The 18,945-nt window shown below is 41.9% G+C and carries 14 protein-coding genes and 1 pseudogene; 5 read left to right on the top strand and 10 right to left on the bottom strand.

All coding sequences use genetic code 11. The annotated features are described in order from the left end of the window. Nucleotides 1-29 precede the first annotated feature (29 nt). Complete coding sequence (bacA, locus tag BO26_RS01890; protein WP_036768359.1) at nt 30-848, top strand: undecaprenyl-diphosphate phosphatase; 819 nt, start codon at nt 30-32, stop codon at nt 846-848. Nucleotides 849-931: 83 nt separating this feature from the next. On the opposite strand, the gene BO26_RS01885 is transcribed toward bacA, so the two are convergent. Continuing rightward, nucleotides 932-2,158, bottom strand: coding sequence for a multifunctional CCA addition/repair protein (locus BO26_RS01885; RefSeq protein ID WP_036768358.1), 1,227 nt, complete (start codon nt 2,156-2,158; stop codon nt 932-934). A gap of 14 nt (nt 2,159-2,172) precedes the next feature. Further along, nucleotides 2,173-2,793: a TIGR04211 family SH3 domain-containing protein gene (locus BO26_RS01880; protein WP_036768357.1), complete on the bottom strand. Its 621-nt coding sequence runs from the start codon at nt 2,791-2,793 to the stop codon at nt 2,173-2,175. A gap of 522 nt (nt 2,794-3,315) precedes the next feature. Here BO26_RS01880 and BO26_RS01875 point away from each other — a divergent pair. The 4 genes from BO26_RS01875 to hldE all read left to right on the top strand — a co-directional run bounded on the left by BO26_RS01875 (nt 3,316) and on the right by hldE (nt 9,654). Continuing rightward, nucleotides 3,316-4,056 carry an NADPH-dependent oxidoreductase gene (locus BO26_RS01875; protein ID WP_036768356.1) on the top strand — a complete coding sequence of 247 codons (741 nt, stop codon included), beginning with the start codon at nt 3,316-3,318 and terminating at the stop codon, nt 4,054-4,056. A gap of 267 nt (nt 4,057-4,323) precedes the next feature. Beyond that, nucleotides 4,324-5,274 carry a CYTH domain-containing protein gene (locus tag BO26_RS01870; RefSeq protein WP_036768355.1) on the top strand — a complete coding sequence of 317 codons (951 nt, stop codon included), beginning with the start codon at nt 4,324-4,326 and terminating at the stop codon, nt 5,272-5,274. Between the two features lie 16 nt (nt 5,275-5,290). Further along, entirely contained in the window at nt 5,291-8,134 is a 2,844-nt protein-coding gene (glnE, locus tag BO26_RS01865; RefSeq protein ID WP_036768354.1) for a bifunctional [glutamate--ammonia ligase]-adenylyl-L-tyrosine phosphorylase/[glutamate--ammonia-ligase] adenylyltransferase, read from the top strand. A gap of 95 nt (nt 8,135-8,229) precedes the next feature. Next, nucleotides 8,230-9,654, top strand: coding sequence for a bifunctional D-glycero-beta-D-manno-heptose-7-phosphate kinase/D-glycero-beta-D-manno-heptose 1-phosphate adenylyltransferase HldE (hldE, locus tag BO26_RS01860; protein WP_036768353.1), 1,425 nt, complete (start codon nt 8,230-8,232; stop codon nt 9,652-9,654). 235 nt (nt 9,655-9,889) lie between these two features. Here the strand turns inward: hldE and BO26_RS01855 are convergent. The 8 genes and pseudogenes from BO26_RS01855 to BO26_RS01820 all read right to left on the bottom strand — a co-directional run. After that, nucleotides 9,890-10,147, bottom strand: a pseudogene (locus tag BO26_RS01855) (hypothetical protein); the annotation flags it as partial. 649 nt (nt 10,148-10,796) lie between these two features. Then, complete coding sequence (locus tag BO26_RS01850; protein ID WP_036768351.1) at nt 10,797-11,627, bottom strand: hypothetical protein; 831 nt, start codon at nt 11,625-11,627, stop codon at nt 10,797-10,799. Nucleotides 11,628-12,067: 440 nt separating this feature from the next. Next, on the bottom strand, nt 12,068-12,976 hold the full coding sequence (locus tag BO26_RS01845) for an aspartyl protease family protein (protein WP_036768350.1): 909 nt from the start codon (nt 12,974-12,976) through the stop codon (nt 12,068-12,070). Continuing rightward, nucleotides 12,957-15,086, bottom strand: coding sequence for a peptidase domain-containing ABC transporter (locus tag BO26_RS01840; RefSeq protein WP_036768349.1), 2,130 nt, complete (start codon nt 15,084-15,086; stop codon nt 12,957-12,959). The genes BO26_RS01845 and BO26_RS01840 overlap by 20 nt, the downstream gene beginning before the upstream one ends. Next, on the bottom strand, nt 15,083-16,216 hold the full coding sequence (locus BO26_RS01835) for a beta-barrel domain-containing protein (protein ID WP_477706998.1): 1,134 nt from the start codon (nt 16,214-16,216) through the stop codon (nt 15,083-15,085). The genes BO26_RS01840 and BO26_RS01835 overlap by 4 nt, the downstream gene beginning before the upstream one ends. A 201-nt stretch (nt 16,217-16,417) precedes the next feature. After that, on the bottom strand, nt 16,418-17,602 hold the full coding sequence (gene xyeB, locus BO26_RS01830) for a cyclophane-forming radical SAM/SPASM peptide maturase XyeB (protein ID WP_036768348.1): 1,185 nt from the start codon (nt 17,600-17,602) through the stop codon (nt 16,418-16,420). A gap of 141 nt (nt 17,603-17,743) precedes the next feature. Beyond that, the gene (gene xyeA, locus BO26_RS01825) at nt 17,744-17,899 is read right to left on the bottom strand and encodes a XyeA family cyclophane-containing RiPP triceptide (protein ID WP_074439177.1); all 156 of its coding nucleotides are present in this window, start codon (nt 17,897-17,899) and stop codon (nt 17,744-17,746) included. A gap of 701 nt (nt 17,900-18,600) precedes the next feature. After that, nucleotides 18,601-18,945 (bottom strand): type VI immunity family protein (locus tag BO26_RS01820; protein ID WP_036768345.1); only part of this gene is annotated, 345 nt, incomplete at its 5' end.

Below are 18,945 nucleotides of genomic sequence, written 5' to 3'. Positions count from 1 at the left end.
TATTTGTTAATGGAGTGCGACCTCTCTATATGACTGACCTTTCTACCTTGTTTCATGCACTTATTCTTGGTGTTGTTGAAGGGCTAACTGAATTTCTTCCTGTTTCCTCTACTGGCCATATGATTATTGTTGGTCACTTACTGGGGTTTACTGGTGATAAAGCTGAAACATTTGAAGTGATTATTCAGCTTGGATCTATTCTTGCCGTGGTAGTTGTATTTTGGCGTCGTCTGTTCGGGTTAATTGGTATTCACTTTGGTGAGGTTCCCCACGAAGGTAAAACCAACGGTAAGCTGAAGCTGAGCCATATTATTTTGGCAATGTTGCCTGCGGTGACTCTTGGGTTACTCTTCCACGATACAATCAAGTCATTGTTTAACCCGCAAAGTGTTATGTATGCCTTGGTTATTGGTGGTGTGTTATTAATTACAGCAGAAATCTTGAAGCCTAAGACACCGACAGCAGAAGGGCTGGATGATATTACTTATCGCCAGGCTTTTATGATTGGTTGCTTTCAGTGTCTGGCATTGTGGCCGGGATTCTCCCGCTCAGGAGCAACAATTTCTGGTGGAATGCTGATGGGAGTTAACCGTTATACTGCATCAGAATTTTCATTTATTCTGGCTGTACCAATGATGATGGGAGCGAGTGGGCTGGATCTCTATAAGAGCTTGCATTTTTTAACTGCTTCTGACATCCCAATGTTTGCTGTTGGTTTTGTTACTGCATTCATTGTTGCGTTGATAGCAATTAAGACTTTTCTGACGTTGATTAAACGTATTTCTTTTATCCCGTTTGCTATCTACCGGTTTATTGTAGCGGCAGCTGTTTACTGGGTATTTATATAGTGAATATATCCCCTAATATCTATTTAATCCAAGTATGGTTAAAGTTCGATATTAGGGGAAATGTTAAAGTTTAAATAGCAGCACTAGTCCTGTTGTTGTTTCCATTCTGCTAGTGCTTGTTGACGTTGACGTCGTAACTCATTACCAATATCAGCACCACGCAACCCGCTGGCTACAATGTTTTTTACCTGAACCTGGTTGGCAACTTTGAATGCCTGTCGAAGATAATTACCTTGTGGATATGGTGTATCTTCAAAACTGGTACGGCCACGTGCATCTGCTTCACTGGTGATAATCAACTGCTCTATCCGCTGAGGTTTACGCCATGCATCAACGGCATCAAACAGCTTAAGTAATGTTTTTGGTCGTAATTGATCGACAGTATGTACTAAATCATGATACTGAGCGGCCAGTTTTGCTAAATCACGGGCAGAATTAGGAACACGCAGACGTTGACACAACTGGTCCACTAACTTAACACCTGCGGGGCCATGGCCATAATGATGAGGCCACTGTTCTGATGGCGTCAGCCCTTTACCGAGATCATGACATAGTGCAGCAAAACGGCTATCCACTTCATTTGTCAGCTCTGCCGCAACTTTTAGCACCATCAACGCATGAATACCGGTATCAATCTCAGGGTGCCATTTTTCTGGAGCGGGAACGCCAAACAGATTATCAATTTCAGGAAACAGTACAGCCAGCGCGCCGTAATCACGTAAAATCTGAAAGAAAACCTGTGGTGAATGAGTAGAAAGGGCTTTTTCTGTCTCTTTCCAGACACGTTCTGGTGTGAGTATTGATAACTCCCCGTCAGTTACCATATTTGACATTAATGCCTGAGTTTCTGGTGCGATGGTAAACCCCAGATGTGCGAAACGAGCAGCAAAACGGGCTACTCGTAATACCCTTAGCGGATCTTCAGAAAAAGCCTCGGAAACATGGCGCAAGATACGATTATTTAAGTCACTAATACCATGATAGGGATCGACAAATTCGCCATCAGGAGTTTGAGCAATAGCATTAATTGTTAGGTCACGGCGCAGCAAATCGTTTTCCAAGGTGACATTGGGGGCGGCATAACAAGTAAAACCTGTATATCCCAAGCCAGATTTTCTCTCAGTACGCGCCAGTGCATACTCTTCATGAGTTTTGGGATGTAGGAATACGGGGAAATCTTTGCCCACTTGCTGGTATCCTTGGGATATCAGCTCTTCCGGTGTTCCGCCAACAACAACCCAATCCCGCTCTTTGACAGGAAGATTTAGCAGGCGGTCACGTACTGCACCGCCAACCAGATAGATTCTCACCTCAATATTCCTTATCAATTCATCCAACGGTCATTACGTTTACGACGTGGGATCATATGTGGTAATAACAACCCTAAAATTAAGCCAGCACCTGCAACACCGCCGCCATACATAAACCATTGCAGAATGATATTACGTTGTTTGTCATCAAGTTGCAGATTGGCAACATCGAGTTTTTTCTCTGCTACGATCAGCTTATTTTTCAACTGTTCATTTTCTTTTTTTAGCCCAGCAATAATGTCACTGCTGTTTGCAACTTTCTGCTGCATATCGGCAGTACGTTGATTCCAGCTATTGTCTATATTGGCTAACTTATCGGTGAGTAGCTTTATTTCCTGCTCCATTTCGGGAAGACGGGCCCGTAGACTCGGTTTATTACTGAGCTGGTTAACTGGCAGCCAGACAATACGGCCTTTGTCATCCTTTATTTGAGCGTAATTACTGTCCTGGTTGATGCTCATTAATATGACTTCATCACCAGCATTCAGTGTGCCGGCAATACGATACTTGTTACCCGGGCCTGCGTGAGTGTAGGTAGATAACTCATCGGATACATAGCGTTTTTCTTCAGCTTGGGCAGTAAGCGAAAAACCCAGGCTCAATAACGCTGTAAAAAGTAAAGGTAGTTTTCGCATTGTAATTTCAACTGTCCTTTATCTATGGTGAGTTTAGAATTTGATAGTAAAGAGTTAAGTTCGCTGGAGCAAACAGTAAACCATAAAGAAAAGCTATCTAACTGGTCGAATACAGTGTTTACTGGTTGTTTGTTTAACAAAGCACATTCTGCCAATTACTATCATAACTTTTAGAAAAGAGAAAATTTTAATTTTCTCTTTTAGTAAAATCCGCCGTAATCCCTCGATAGGGTGGGGATTAGTCACAACGACAGCTATCCTTTTTTCCGAGAGTTGCACAGAAAGAGAAATATTATACTGACTTTGTCTGGCAGTGTTGTTTGCCATTAATGAAGAATGACGGAAACTTATAGGATCATGTAATATTCTTGCTCCTATAGAGAAGTTTGATAGTTAAGATAGACAAGACATCTACATGAACGTGCATTGTGCTTCTGCGCTAATTTATTGGCAATATTCTTATAGCGTATAACGTCATTGTATATTTACGTAAGCCTCGGTTAACCTATTTAAAGAACTATTATGAATCAAACAATTGAACTACTCACCTCGCACCGCAGTGAACGCAGTTATCTTGATAAACCAATCTCTGAGGATATTCTTACCAGCATCATTGAAGCTACCCATCTCGCACCGACTTCGGTGAACTCGCAGCAGGTGTCACTAATCGTTATTCGTGATGCCCATTGCCGATCGAGAATCGCTGAGCTGGCTGGTGGCCAGCCGTGGATCGCTCAGGCACCGGTATTTATTACCGTAGTACTGGATATGTATAAAACATACCTCGGCATAGAGATGAGCGGTAAACAGCAGATCGCGCATCAAAGTATTGAAAGCCTAATTTCTGGCTCAACTGATGTTGGTATCGCACTGGGGGCACTAATGACCGCAGCCCGCTCTTACGGTTTGGGTGTTGTGCCGATTGGGGGTATTCGCAATAACCCAAAGGCGATGATCGAGCTCCTGCAATTGCCGGAACTCACTTTCCCGGTGGCCGGTCTGGTGATTGGCTATGTTGATATTCCCGCACAGCAGAAACCGCGTTTGCCACTCAATAGTTTCTGTCATGAAGAGTATTATCATTGTGAAGTATTACCGGAAGCCATCGAACAGTACAACAAAACGTTAATGAAGCACTGGCAACATATCGATCGCAATGACAGTAGTAATTGGAGCGTGAATACTGCCAATTATTACCAGAATATCTATTATCCAGCGGTGCTTTCTGCTATTCAGCAACAAGGTTTTAAATTGGACAAATAGCATAATAAAATTGGCGTTTAAGAAGCAAAGGAACGAAAAAGCAACTATCTCGAATGTATTTTGTATTGGAAGCTGATTGATGAAAAATTACATCTGAAGGCTTCCTTTAATTATCGTATTCAGGATAGTCAGGCAATCTGGTGTAGGCACATAGTAATAAACGCAACTTTCTTGGATTAACTTCTTGATGAAAATAGCTTGTAGTCGCAAAGAAAAGTGAAATCAGGGTAAGATGATGACTAAAAGATTGTCATCAATGGTGCAGATATGAGTGTAGAAATTGAATTAAAACTTACCGCCAAACCGACAGCTATTCCTGCAATCCGTCAACAGTTATCAATATTTCCTCATCGCTATTTTGTTCCTCAGAAACTGACTAATATCTATTTTGAAACGCCAGATAACCAACTTCGTCGTCTTGATATGGGACTGCGTATTCGTGGTTTTGATGACCAATATGAAATGACGATAAAAACAGCCGGTAAAGTCATTGGTGGATTGCACCAGAGGCCAGAATATGATGTTCCTCTGGCAAAGCCGGAACTGGCGCTGACTCTATTTCCACCGCATATCTGGCCTGAGAACTGTGATGTGGAAGAATTGCAATCCCACTTGCATGCTTTATTCAGCACTGACTTTATGCGTGAAAAGTGGGTGGTCACTTACGGGCAGAGTGAAATTGAAGTGGTGTTCGATCAGGGGGAAATTATTGCAGCAGGTGGCAAAGATCCAATCTGTGAGTTTGAACTGGAATTGAAACAAGGAACCATAGCTGATGTATTCGATCTGGCATTTGAGCTGGCAAAATCAGATGGTTTACGGCAGGGAAATAAAAGTAAAGCTGCCCGTGGTTATCAGTTAGTTCAGGGAAAACCGAGGGCAATTTCTTCTCCAGTTCCGACAGAAATTGATATGCAACAGCCATTATCATCAGTGCTTTCATCAATATTGAGCCATTGGCAAGATCAGGAAGAATGCTGTCTGGCCGGCTTATCAGAAGGCCGGGATAATTTGAAGCAAGTACTTACATTGGTTCAGCAGACGATTACATGTCTTAGCAAGCCATCGGGTCGGTTGGAACAGTTGGATGATCAATTAACTGCTATTAAGCAAAAATTATCAGAGGCGGAAACAAAGGCCGAAACTCTGTGTTACAGCTCAGTTTATTTACAATGTAAGCTGGCGCTGACTATGTGGTTGGTAAATCTCTCTGCTTAAATAACAGGAATTCTCTATGTTGCCACTTTCAACCCCGCTTCTGGTTCAATTACAGAGAGTGACTGAACATTTCCAGGAATTGGCTTTATCTATTGAACCTTTTGCTCCGCATGAGCAGGCTGTGTTGTCTCTGAGTGATTTTGTTGCTGAAAATTTGCAGATTCACCCTGAATGGTTAGCTGAAATCCGCCAGAATCCACCTGAAGCGCAGGAATGGCACCAATACACTGAATGGCTGCAACGGTTACTTTCATCAATAGAAGATGAAAATACCCTGATGCGGGTTTTACGTCAGTTTCGTAACAAAATTTTGGTCAGAATTGCCTGGTTACAAGCGTTGCATGGCAGTACCACTCAGGGGACTTTGCAACAGCTCAGTGTGTTGGCTGAGACGCTGATTGTTGCTGCCCGTGATTGGTTGTATCAGCGTTGTTGTCAGGATTGGGGAACGCCTTGTAATCAGCAAGGTGAACCACAACCACTGTTAATTCTCGGTATGGGAAAACTCGGAGGGGGTGAGCTGAATTTCTCTTCCGATATTGATCTGATTTTTGTCTATCCTGAAAACGGGATTACCCAAGGTGGCCGCCGTGAAATGGATAATTCTCAGTTTTTTACCCGTTTAGGGCAACGTCTTATCAGAATACTCGATCAGCAGACAGTGGATGGTTTTGTATATCGGGTTGATATGCGTTTGCGTCCATTTGGTGACAGTGGTCCGCTGGTATTCAGTTTCGCAGCGCTGGAAGATTACTATCAAGAGCAGGGGCGTGACTGGGAACGTTATGCAATGGTTAAAGCGCGCATTATGGGGTCCGGTAGTAAATCATATTGTGAAGAACTACGCCGGATGCTGAGGCCATTTATTTTTCGCCGTTATATCGATTTCAGTGTGATTCAATCCCTGAGAAATATGAAAGGGATGATTGAACGGGAAGTTCGTCGCCGTGGCTTGAAAGACAATATCAAACTGGGTGCGGGCGGCATTCGTGAAATTGAATTTATCACTCAGGTATTTCAGCTTATTCGTGGTGGTCGTGAATTGTGCTTACAATCTCCGGCGCTGTTACCCACTCTGCAAGTAATCGAAAAGCTGGATCTCTTACAGCCATTACAGATTAAACAATTAACTGATAGTTATCTCTTTTTACGGCGATTGGAAAATCTTTTACAGTCAATCAATGATCAGCAAACACAGACTCTGCCGGAAGATGAGCTGAACCGTTCACGATTGGCATGGGGGATGAAATTTGAAAGCTGGGACGATTTGATTATTGAATTAAATAGCAAGATGGGAGCAGTTCGGGATATTTTTACCCAATTAATTGGCGATGATAGTGATAATGGTGAAAAAGAGCCCTATCATGTGCCATTTAAGAGCTTGTGGCTGGAACATCTTGATAAAGAAGAATTAGTAGTACTGGCTCCGCATTTGGATGAATTAATTGCACAACAGATATTGCACACCATTTCTCTATACCGTCATGATATAAGCAAAAGAACCATTGGCCCTCGTGGGCGTGATGTACTTGATCATCTTATGCCTCGATTGTTGGCGAAAATTTGTTTGCGACAAGATGCTAATACGGTACTGGAGCGAATTATTCCGTTGTTACTCAGTATTGTCAGCCGTACAACTTACCTGGAATTAATACTGGAATCGGAAGCCGTATTGACACATGTTATCCGGCTATGTGCCGCTTCACCGATGATTGCGACTCAACTTTCCCGCCATCCATTATTACTGGATGAGTTGCTTGATCCACAATTTCTGTATAAGCCGTTGCCCCTGCATGCTTATAAAGATGAACTGCGGCAGTATTTGTTACGCATACCTGAAGATGATGAAGAGCAGCAATTAGAGGCTCTTCGTCAGTTTAAACAGGCGCAATTGTTGAGGATTGCCGCGGAAGATATCACAGGCGTGCTACCGGTAATGAAAGTGAGTGATCATCTGACTTATCTGGCTGAGGCAATTATTGAGGCCGTAGTTCAACAGGCTTGGAACCAAATGACAAAGCGCTACGGTGTTCCATCACATCTGGGCCAGCGTGAAGGATTGGGGTTTGCTGTGATTGGCTATGGCAAGCTAGGAGGTTGGGAACTGGGCTATGGTTCCGATCTTGATTTGGTTTTCTTACTTGATTGCCCGATGGATGTGATGACCGATGGAGGTCGGTCGATTGATGCCCGACAATTTTATTTGCGTCTTGCTCAACGAATTATGCATCTGTTTAGTACCCGAACTTCCTCTGGTGTTTTGTATGATGTAGATGTTCGTTTGCGTCCTTCTGGCGAGTCAGGAATGTTGGTTAGTACTATCGAAGCGTTTGCTGACTATCAACAAAATGAAGCATGGACTTGGGAACATCAGGCATTGGTACGCGCTCGTATGGTATTTGGTGATGAAAATTTGCATCAGGATTTTGAGCAAATACGTCACCAGACGTTATGTACGCGACGGGAACCGGCTTTGTTACGTCAGCAAGTCAGGGAAATGCGGGAGAAGATGCATAAACATTTAGGCAGTCGTCATTCAGATCAATTTGACATTAAAGCTGATCCGGGCGGGATTACTGATATTGAATTTATTGCTCAGTATCTGGTACTACGTTACGCATCTGAGAACGAGCGATTGACCCGTTGGTCAGATAATGTGCGAATTTTTGAGCTGATGGCAGCTTATGGAATTATGGACGAAACTGAAGCCGTTTCGTTGACTCAGGCTTATGTTTCCATGCGTGATGAATTGCATCATCTGGCGTTGCAGGAGCTTTCCAGTCAGGTATCAGCTGATTGTTTCAGCCAGCAACAGGAACAAGTACGTTATAGCTGGCAACAGTGGCTGGGTGAGCAATAACGGGTGATACCGGTTTTGTGTGTGGATTTTACTGGCATTTTCTGGGCTTATGATAATATTTGTCACTAGTTAATATCTGATATTTGGAGCGAGGGATGAAAGTAACACTCCCGGATTTTCATCGTGCCGGCGTTTTGGTTGTCGGTGATGTGATGTTAGACCGCTATTGGTATGGACCAACCAGCCGCATTTCACCGGAAGCACCGGTGCCTGTAGTAAAAGTAAATACCATTGAGGAACGCCCGGGTGGTGCGGCTAACGTTGCTATGAATATCGCTGCGCTTGGAGCGAATTCACATTTGGTCGGATTGACAGGGATTGACGACGCAGCACGTGCGCTGAATGAAAAATTGAGCAGTGTTAAGGTGCGCTGTGATTTTGTTGCTGTGCCAACACATCCGACAATTACTAAGCTAAGGGTACTTTCCCGTAACCAGCAGTTAATCCGTCTGGATTTCGAAGAAGGTTTCGATAACGTCGAGGCGCAGCCGATACTTGGACGCATTGAACAGGCGTTACCTCATATTGGAGCAGTGGTTTTGTCTGACTACGCTAAAGGCGCGTTGAGTCAGGTTCAGAAAATGATCAAATTGGCAAACGATGCCAAAGTGCCCGTATTAATCGATCCGAAAGGTCATGATTTTGAACGCTACCGTGGCGCAACGTTGTTAACGCCGAATCTGTCTGAATTTGAAGCCGTAGTGGGTTGCTGCAAAGATGACGATGAACTGGTTGAGAAGGGCACTAAACTGGTTAAGGATCTGGAGCTTCAGGCATTATTGATCACCCGTTCTGAGCAGGGGATGAGTTTGTTAAGCGTCGATCAACCCCCGCTGCATTTGCCGACTCAGGCGCAAGAAGTGTTTGATGTTACCGGTGCTGGCGATACAGTTATTGGTGTGCTGGCTGCTGCGATAGCAGCGGGAAGACCACTGAATGAGGCTTGTTTTCTGGCGAATGCGGCTGCGGGCGTTGTGGTTGGCAAACTGGGAACTTCAACGGTTTCGCCAATTGAATTGGAGAACGCTATCCGTGGCCGTGCTGAAACTGGTTTCGGTGTTATGACTGAATTTCAGCTTAAACAAGCGGTTGCTGATGCTCGTCAGCGCGGAGAAAGAATCGTGATGACCAATGGTTGTTTTGACATTTTGCATGCAGGTCATGTCTCTTATCTGGAAAATGCCCGTAAGTTGGGCGATCGGCTAATTGTTGCCGTTAACAGTGACGCATCAACTAAACGGTTGAAAGGTGAAAGCCGCCCTGTCAATCCATTGGAACAACGTATGATCGTGTTATCAGCGCTGGGCGCTGTGGATTGGGTCGTTCCGTTTGAAGAAGATACACCGCGCCGTTTGATTGCCGATGTTTTGCCTGATGTATTGGTTAAAGGCGGTGATTATAAACCTGAAGAGATTGCTGGTAGTGAAGAGGTTTGGGCGGCGGGTGGTGAAGTCAAAGTGTTGAACTTTGAGGAAGGTATTTCAACCACTAATATCATTAAGGCGATTAAAAAACAGTGAATGATTCTTTAATAGAATTTGCTGAGAAATAAGGTACTGGTAAGAGTATGCCGATTGGAGTGAAAAATAGAATACTCCAGCGGCATAGTTTTGTGAGTATTCAATTAAGGGTTTTGGCATTTGATATTTATGCTTGCGCCTTTAATCGGAAGGTTCCGGTTGGGCAACCACAATTAACAAGGTGCCCTTCCAGTGCAACAGGTATTCCTTGTATATTGAATACACTTCTCAGCGTTTACTCCATTATATTTTCCGCTTCCCGTACCAGATGCCACATTGTTGTCCCTGATATTGCACCTTCGATGTCAAAAGCGATGGCTCCCTGAGCAAAGAAATACAGCTTTCCAGGCAGTCTGTCCGTTCGCCAGAATCCGCTGACCCGTGCTGGCTGGCTGGCCCGGAGTGGTGTGATATGCAAAGGTTCACGGTCATAGCGGGCATACCAGGCCAGTGTGGAAGTTGTAGTAAAATGACCCGCCCCATAAAAATGCAGTGGTTTTTTTTTGCCAATCCCGCTATTCCCAGACTGGCCATTAGCCAGCAGGAAATAAGAGAAAATCGATCCTGCTCGTCCAAATGAATATTCAGACTGACCCAATAATTCATTGTTTAATGAAGGCGATTTTCTAAACAGTTTTGTACAAAAGCAAGATAATTTTTGTCAGAAAGCACTTTTTGTTTAAAATAGATCGGATATAAAATTCAAAGAACTCAATAAAATTCACATAATATATAAACCTAACTTAAACGACACGACATTTATTTAAAAAAAGGGTTGCATTTATTTTCGCAAAATGTCAGGAACAGAAAATTCTATTACGTCAGGGCAGATCCGTGATAGCGTAATTAATGACTTTATTCTATAACAGCCAGCAAGACATATTATCTTCACACTGACAATAGATAATAAAACAGGCGTCAGAAAAGAATGATTATCCATTCACTTAAGAAAATAAGAGTAAATGTAGTGATACAAGTCAAAGCAGGATATGAATAACTTTGTTATCAGCAGGTCATATGTTAGTTTTTAAACGGCCAGCACAAATTGTTGGCCGTTTAAGCTGATTCCGACTATGACTCATTCAGGTTTATTTAAATGAGCAGTATTGGAAAAAAGCATTTCCTTTTATAAAGGAAAACACTTAATTGCAAATATCCCAGTATAGACCGGTGTCTGCAATATCCACTCCAGGTATTAAATTGAGGTTTCGGTAACGTACTGGATATAAGCCATCAATACTGTTGATGTGAATACCTATCGTCTCATCCACATTATTAAGTCGGCCTTTTGAAAAACCCCGAACGATTGAGCCATTAACTCTCAGGCAAACCTGAGTTCCTGGAGTATGTAATAAAGGCTTTTTCCTTTCAAAATTTCGCATCTGCACCGCATAATTTTTTATCTCAGATATAAAGTATTCACGTACTTTCTGCCTCTCAAACTCCATGTTACCTTCTTTTACTGCGATAACTTTTTCTTCAAGTTCATGGAGAGTTTTCGATGCTAACTTGATATAACCTGGGTCGGCGAAATTCCAATATGGTACATAGTAAAGTGAAAGCTGATATTCTTCCCCATCACGATTTGCGTTTCCAGTTCCTCTCATTTGATAAGAATAGAGATATTTCCCATCCTTAAGCTGGCATAAATCTCCAATATGGGTATTATAGACTAAATCACCACCAGCCCCCTGGCAATGATCATATAAAGCTCTGCGGATATTTTCCTGCTCTTCCGTGAAGAAAACAGATTTATAAGTTCTTAACCCTTGCACCTTGATATGAGAGTTCAGGTTAAATAATTCATCGTGTTCTGAATGATTTATAAACTGAGCAAGCCATTTTGTACCATTATTTACAGCCATTCTCGCAACTTCTACCGGAGATTTAGTTGGAGATTGAGGTGGTATTGTTTTAGTGCTCGCACATCCAGTAATGAGCAAAGCTAAAACAGATAGTTGGGCATATTTCATGAGAGATTCTCCTTTTCATCAACTCCATATTAACCTGAAATAAAAGCCTGGTGAATTATGTTCAGTATCGGGAATGTACCCCAACCGGTCTGCGTCACTTTGATATATACCTGTTATCTTTCAAGTTGCCTCTTTGTTGGCTGCACTCTCTCACCCCAGTCACATAGTTATCTATGCTCCTGGGGATTCGCTCCCTTGCCGTCGCGATGCATCTTGAAATCTATTGGGTATATACCTGTTATCTTTCAAGTTGCCTCTTTGTTGGCTGCACTCTCTCACCCCGTTCACATAGTTATCTATGCTCCTGGGGATTCGCTCCCTTGCCGTCGCGATGCATCCTGAAATCTATCGGGTATAACAGCACATTTTACAGAAACACCTTAAGGGGGAGTTGTTACGATTCAATTTCCAAACCAAAAACATCTTCCCGTTATCCATCCCTACGAGTTCTCTTTAATGAATAATCTCTTACCAGGGAAGTCGATTAATACTGCGTATTTATTAAAGAAATTATTCCCGATTAATCCATCAGTATTTAACTGATTAAATCCCCCATCAACCAATACCGAATTCAGCTTAACTCCCTTAACGCCCATTTCGTCAAGCTGAAACGTCGATGCAACACACCCTTCATTGTCCATCTCTTTAACCACAGCCTGGCAAGAAATGTTAACCGGAGGAGATTTCAATCTTTCTTTCCAAAAAATCGAAACCGATGCGCCAGTATCCAATACCATGTTGTAGCTTTTAAAGTTTTGTGAAACTTTGACAGCAATGCCTTCTTTAGTCAGTCTCAGCGGCAATTTTATCCAACCATTATCCACATTGACTCCCAACGCTTGCAAACGATCAGAAACTGATAATTTCCGGCTTTTATAATCAATAAGAACCACCTTTCCCTTGAATAAATCAAGGCCAATTACCATTGAGGAAGGAAGATCATTGTCTCCAATTAATTTCATTCCCCATGGTGTTAATGAAACCCCTTTAACATCTTTAAACATCATGCCATTTATCGAAAGCCGTGGAATATTAAATTTGTCATTTAAAAAAGTCTTACCCGTAAGGTCAGTAGAACGCGCTTTTTCAGGTTCGATAACTAAGCCGGAAATTTTCGACATCAGGTTTTTAGATAAATGGAGACCTATAGTTGAACCCGTATCGATCATAAGATTTTGAGTTTTTCCATCAATTTCAAGATTTGCTATCGGTAGAGCAAATTCATCAAATTGAAAATTGATATGCATGACTTTTTCAGCGGCCATAGAATTTGCAACAAATAATGACATCATGGAAGAAAAAGCAACAAATGCGGTCACCTTGATATGTTTACTTAGAGAAAAATGCATGGGGGTTCTCCACTTCTGCGTTCATACTTAGATCAAAAACCCTATCCGCCATTGCGATCATTGTCGGACGATGGGCTACAAATACCCTGGTAATCTTTAGTTCTCGTATTGAGTCATTAATTTTTGCTTCGTTATCGATATCCAGATCACTCGTTGCTTCATCAAGAAATAATATCTTTGGACGTTTGTACAATGCCCTGGCAAGAGAAATACGCTGCCGTTGTCCACCTGACAGAGCACTGCCCATGTCTCCAACCATTGTTTCATATTTCATTGGCATCTCTTCTATTTCAGCGTGAATTGAAGCAAGACGAGCACACTCATATACCCATTCATGGTCAGGCTTAACGTCGAATGAACTAATATTATCCAATAGCGATCCCGCAAATAATCTGTCCTCTTGTAAGACACAAGCGATATGGCTACGGTAGGCCCCAAGTCCTAATCTCCGCACATCAACTCCGTCCAAATAAATAAAGCCACTTTCTGGCGAGACTAATCCACCGATTGTCTTAAGCAGTGTCGATTTACCACAACCTGACGGCCCAACTATAGCGATACTTTCACCAGCCTTAATAGACAGAAAAACATTCTCAAATATAGCGGGTTCGCCATCGCCATAACGATAACTCAGGCTTTTAATTTCAATACTGCCTGAAATTGTTTCAGGACATGATAGAACAGCATCCCCTTCATTATGTTCAGGTTCGGCTAAAGCCACTTCTGACAGTCGTTCGCTATGCATATCGATCAAGCGAAGTTTAATAATCGAGTCAACCACTCGTATGGTTCGATTTACGTACATATCAGAGTAAATCAAGAAGGCAAAAAGCATACCTGTGGTTAACGCGCCGCCATCAATCAATTTAGCGCCTAACCATAATATGGATGCAGAAGTAAGACCAATTAAAAGCTGTGCCGCAGTCTGTGTCACCAGGTCAATTTTAAAGAGGTATATTTTTGCATTGGCTTCATCAATAACAAGATTGAGCCAATCGGATCGTCTGCGATCGGCTAAGTCAAAAATTTTAACGCAAGTGATGCCGCGTACTGTTTCAAGGAAGTGTGACTGTTGCTGAGATTCATGGGCTATCGCCTCGAGATTAGCCGAACGATAGGCTCGAAAAAGAAAGAATTTTAGCGATGCGTATACAATGGATATCGAAATGACCACGACAGCAAGATAACCATTGTAAACCCACATTAAAAAGAAGAGTCCAATCACCACAACAATGTCTAAGAGTGAAGCTATCATATCCGCGGTGAAGGCATCTTGTACTGCCGATAAAGAGTTAAATCGCGAAGTGACGTCACCAATATGACGCTTTTCAAAGTATGAAGTAGGTAATCGGATCATATGACTAAAAAGCCCAGAGCTCCATTGAATACCCAAAGTATACTTAATCGACATAACAGACCATGAACGCACAATACTAAGCAAGGCTCTGAATATTAATAAGCCAATAATTCCGCACACAATCACAGAGACAAGATCAATATCGCTAGACCTCAAAGCCATATCTATCGTGAATTGAGCTGCCATCGGCACGGCCATAGCAAGAAGCTCAATACAAAATGATAAAGCCAATACTTGAACTAAAGCCCGAGATAATCCAGAAACGTTTTTAAACATATCCAGCAGTCGAATTGTTTTCTTTTCAGTACGTTTCTGAAAGTCTTTATTTGGCCAAAGCTCAAGTGCAATACCCGTAAATTTTTTAGATAACTCATCGATAGAAATTCTTCTCTCGCCTTTTGCCGGATCGTGAATAACGACCCCACGGCGTGAAAATTTCTTTAATACAACAAAGTGATTAAAAGACCAATGCAAAATACAAGGCGTTTTTACCTGACTTAAAGAATCAAGATCAGCTCGAATTGGACGAGACGCTAATGAGAGGCGATCAGCTAATACGATAATATCGCGCAGGTTCATACCTTTTAAAGACACCTGATAATATTTGCGAAGCGCTTGCAGATCCATATTAAGTCCATAATAACCTGCAATCATAGCGACACAAGCGAGTCCACATTCCGTAGCCTCTGTTTGCATCACTACAGGAAGATGGTGCCTGAATGCTTCAAAGTAGCCTTTCATTGTGACATTCATACATCATCTCCAGGTTTACCTTGAGTCGCGACATGAATTCTTTTTAGAGGTAACAAAATCCATTCGTAGATTGGCCTTTTTCTTATAAAAATGTCTGTTTCGACCCCCATTCCGGGCCGTAAAGGATGCATATTTCCCGCTAAGAGTACACCGTCGCTTTTAGGACGGATATGAACCTGAAAATACCGTTTCTGTTGCTGATTATTTTCATCCTTTATTCCTAAACTCCCTTCAACTGAAGTCGTGGAAATTGCAGTAACAATACCATCATGCTGCCCAAACCACTGGTATGGATAAGCATCAAACCGTAATTTTACAGATTGTCCCTCGCGTAATTCTCCAATAACTTCAGAAGTGGAAAAGATTTCTACTTTGGGGCGGCCCGAAGTAGGTACAACACTCGCTAATTCCTGGGACGAGCGAATTCTTTTGCCAACTAATCCAGTAATTCCCGTTAACTTACCGTCAATTGGAGACGTTATATAGAGTTCCCTTCGTTCTGCCGTAGAGACTAAGTCTTGATCTAGCCGTGCAATATCTCGACGTAATGTTTCACGTGAAGTTTCAAGTCCAATGTGGATTGTCGCCAACCTCGCCCTGATATCGAGAGATTCACCCTGTAACTTAACCTTTTCTCGTTTGTAAGCCGCCAGTTGAACAGAAGCAGTATAATAATCAGAGCGGCGTTCTATATGATCTATTTCAAGTGCGATTCCTTTCCCAACTAATTTATTGAAAAGCTGAGCTTTGTCAAATAGCCACGCGACTTGTTCGGTTGATTTTGTGATCAGGTTGTCTAATTCTTGAATTTCCGCTTCCTTATTCTTAAGACGCTGGGTAAGAAAATCACTTTCTTGATCAGACGCCTCTGATTTCAGCATGATCTCTCGTTCAATAGCGGTTTTTTGTGACTTGAGGGCAGAAGTAATTTCATGACTTGTACGCCCATATTCGGTTTGAGTTTCCATGTTAACGATAAAAATAACATCTCCAGCGCGAACTTCTTTCCCTTCAACAGCAAAACTACGGACAATGGTTCCGTTACCCGTTGCTTCTATTCTCGCAACCGCAGGCTCGTAGATAATTTCCCCCATTAGCCGAACCTTCTGTGTGTAAGTGCCTATTATCATGAACACAACAAGGCTGACAATAATAACAAGCGCTATTATTGTCCAAACTGAGGCGCCTACTGGCATAATAACTTGTGGATTTCCTAACCAATGATGAGTTCTGTGTTCTATTGCTTCGGATCTGAAAATAGAGTTTTTATTTGGCAATCTAAGGCATACCTCACATTATTGAAATAAAATATTAAAAGTCTCTATATTAAATTACCGGCCAATCGCTTTCATAATGCGATCTTCCTCAATCCCCATATTGAGAAGATGAGCTGAAACGCGGCTAAGAAGGCTTCTCATTGAATAACAATATACTGACTTGCGTTTAAATCTCTCTTCATGCGAGAAGCGATTAACTATGCGCCCACCGGCACAAACTTTTGCCCAAATACAGTCTTCACATTCTGTTGGTAACGATTCCCCTATAGACGCATATTCCTGAAACTGTGGGCTATTTAATACTTCAGATAGGCTGATTTCAGAAATGTGACCAATGATGTCGAAAATACGGTCAGATGTCGATCTCAAGGTATCATCGACACGGACAAAACCATCTGAACCAATGGTAAATGCATATATTCCAGCTACGCTTGGGTTATGCCCCAAAAACCCCGCATTTTCCGCGCCAAGAAGACTGGCAATATGGGTATTAAAAAGACGCACAAAAATCTTGGGGTTATTGTCATTCACCCATTCATCTAACGCCTCATTTAGGAAACGTCCAACGCCATCTGGATCAACCTGGGCATCAGTGTAACAGTCGTCAGGTACCAGAAAATCAAAGCCATAAACGCCCAGGTTATCAACAAAGTGTCGATATATTTCAGCCCCGCTTGCTTTAGCATTCGCGACACACAAAATACCCGGATCTGACGGCAGCCGACCTGCTTGATAAGCTTCTTGAAGTTTACGGAGACCCCGTATAGTACCTTCGTAAGTACTACGCCCTTTTCTGTCTAAGCGATGACGATCATTAATATGCTTCGGTCCATCAATGGAGACACTCACACTGACAGAATATTTTTCGAATAAAGATATCCATTCATCATCAATAAGGATGCCATTAGTCTGTAATGCAAATCTGATTTTCGAACCATGGTAATTACCTGAGGCTAGTCGCTCACACATACTGGCAAACTGCGGCTTTTTCATCATGAGAGGTTCTCCTCCATGAAAATCAATTTGCAGAGTGTCAATATCATATTCTTGACTTCCCCGCTGAAAGAAATCCACCAGGTAATCAATATTCGCATGAGAGATCCTGGCGGGGCTATCATTAGCCGCTGAATTTCCTCTATTGAATACGTAACAATAGTCACAATTGATATTACATCGCTCGCTTATCTTTAATATTACTTCAAGATGTTGAATTTTTTTCTTAACTAATGAATTAACCATCACTCGAAGCTCCATTTTTTACTTTGTTAGACCCTATGCCAGTAATACGAAAATGGCAGGTTAAGTTCCAACTACGAACATTGCTCAGCTCGAAAGAATCAAATGGGGGCAATTAAGCCCCCTGACTTTAATCTACTGAATTTAAAAGCGGTTTGTCCATCTTGCGTAAGCATTCACCCAACCACCAGAGATTTGGTCGAGCAGATCTTCTGTTAGAGGTTGAGGTTGATTATTTTTAACTTTAGTACCTTTAATTTCAGTTTTAGTTTCAGCGATTTCTTTTTTCAAGTTAGACATAAATGACTCCTCCAATGATTTTTTAGATATCAAGGATATGATATCCATCGATATTAATTTAAATAGACTTATGAATATTTAAATTTTTTCTGCTTTATTAACGGAAATCCCCGTGTAATGGGGTGTCGAATTTTCCGACATTAGAATTATTGTACAATTCGACGAGATGGCTAATAATAATTGTAATTATTGAGATCAAAATCGCAAAAAATATCCTTATATTCATAGTGCCTATAAAAACAACAAAACCATTCTATAAAACCGCGAAAATAATGCCACCTGCACCATATACAGGAATTTATCAAGGAGCAAACGTTTCATCTTGGTTTAATGATAAAATCTTCTACTTCACAATAAGGATTTTTAACTTATTTAAATAATCTTTTCTTACTATTATTATTTCAAAATAGCCTGTATTTATCCTTCGCAATTAAATTATTAAATTGGATATTGTTTTTAAACAAAACAGAACAACCAAATAGATCTGATTAAACTCATCTAATCAAAAATGATTAAAATTAATCATATATTTAATAACTTCATTCGGGAAAGAAAAATAGAATTTTATAATATTATCCAACGACTCTTGATATTCCATAACGAACTTCTAGTCTACATACATCATTTAAGTGTCTGACCTACATTTTCCTCCAAAGAGTACTCCCGCTGACACAAGGCGGCATAGATGCTGTGATAATTTATCATTCCGCGATACTTGCTGCCTCTCGTACCAGATGCCACATGGTTGTCCCTGATTCTGCACCTTCGATGTCAAAAGCGATGGCTCCCTGAGCAAAGAAATACAGCTTTCCGGGCAGTCTGTCTGTTCGCCAGAATCCGCTGACCCGTGCTGGATGGCCAGCCTGGAGTGGTGTGATATGCAGAGGCTCGCGGTCATAGCGGGCATACCAGGCCAGTGTGGAAGTTGTAGTAAAATGACCCGCCCCATAAAAATGCAGTGAATGACCTTCTCGGGGGATCACCCGTATCGGACGTATCAGCTGATTAATGGCAAAATAACTCTCCGGGACGCTGCCCGGCAGCGG

This window comes from Photorhabdus australis DSM 17609 (genome assembly GCF_000711895.1).
Classification (GTDB): domain Bacteria; phylum Pseudomonadota; class Gammaproteobacteria; order Enterobacterales; family Enterobacteriaceae; genus Photorhabdus; species Photorhabdus australis.
The sequence above is the reverse complement of the archived record's forward strand: the minus strand, read 5'-3'. Positions and strand labels throughout refer to the sequence as shown.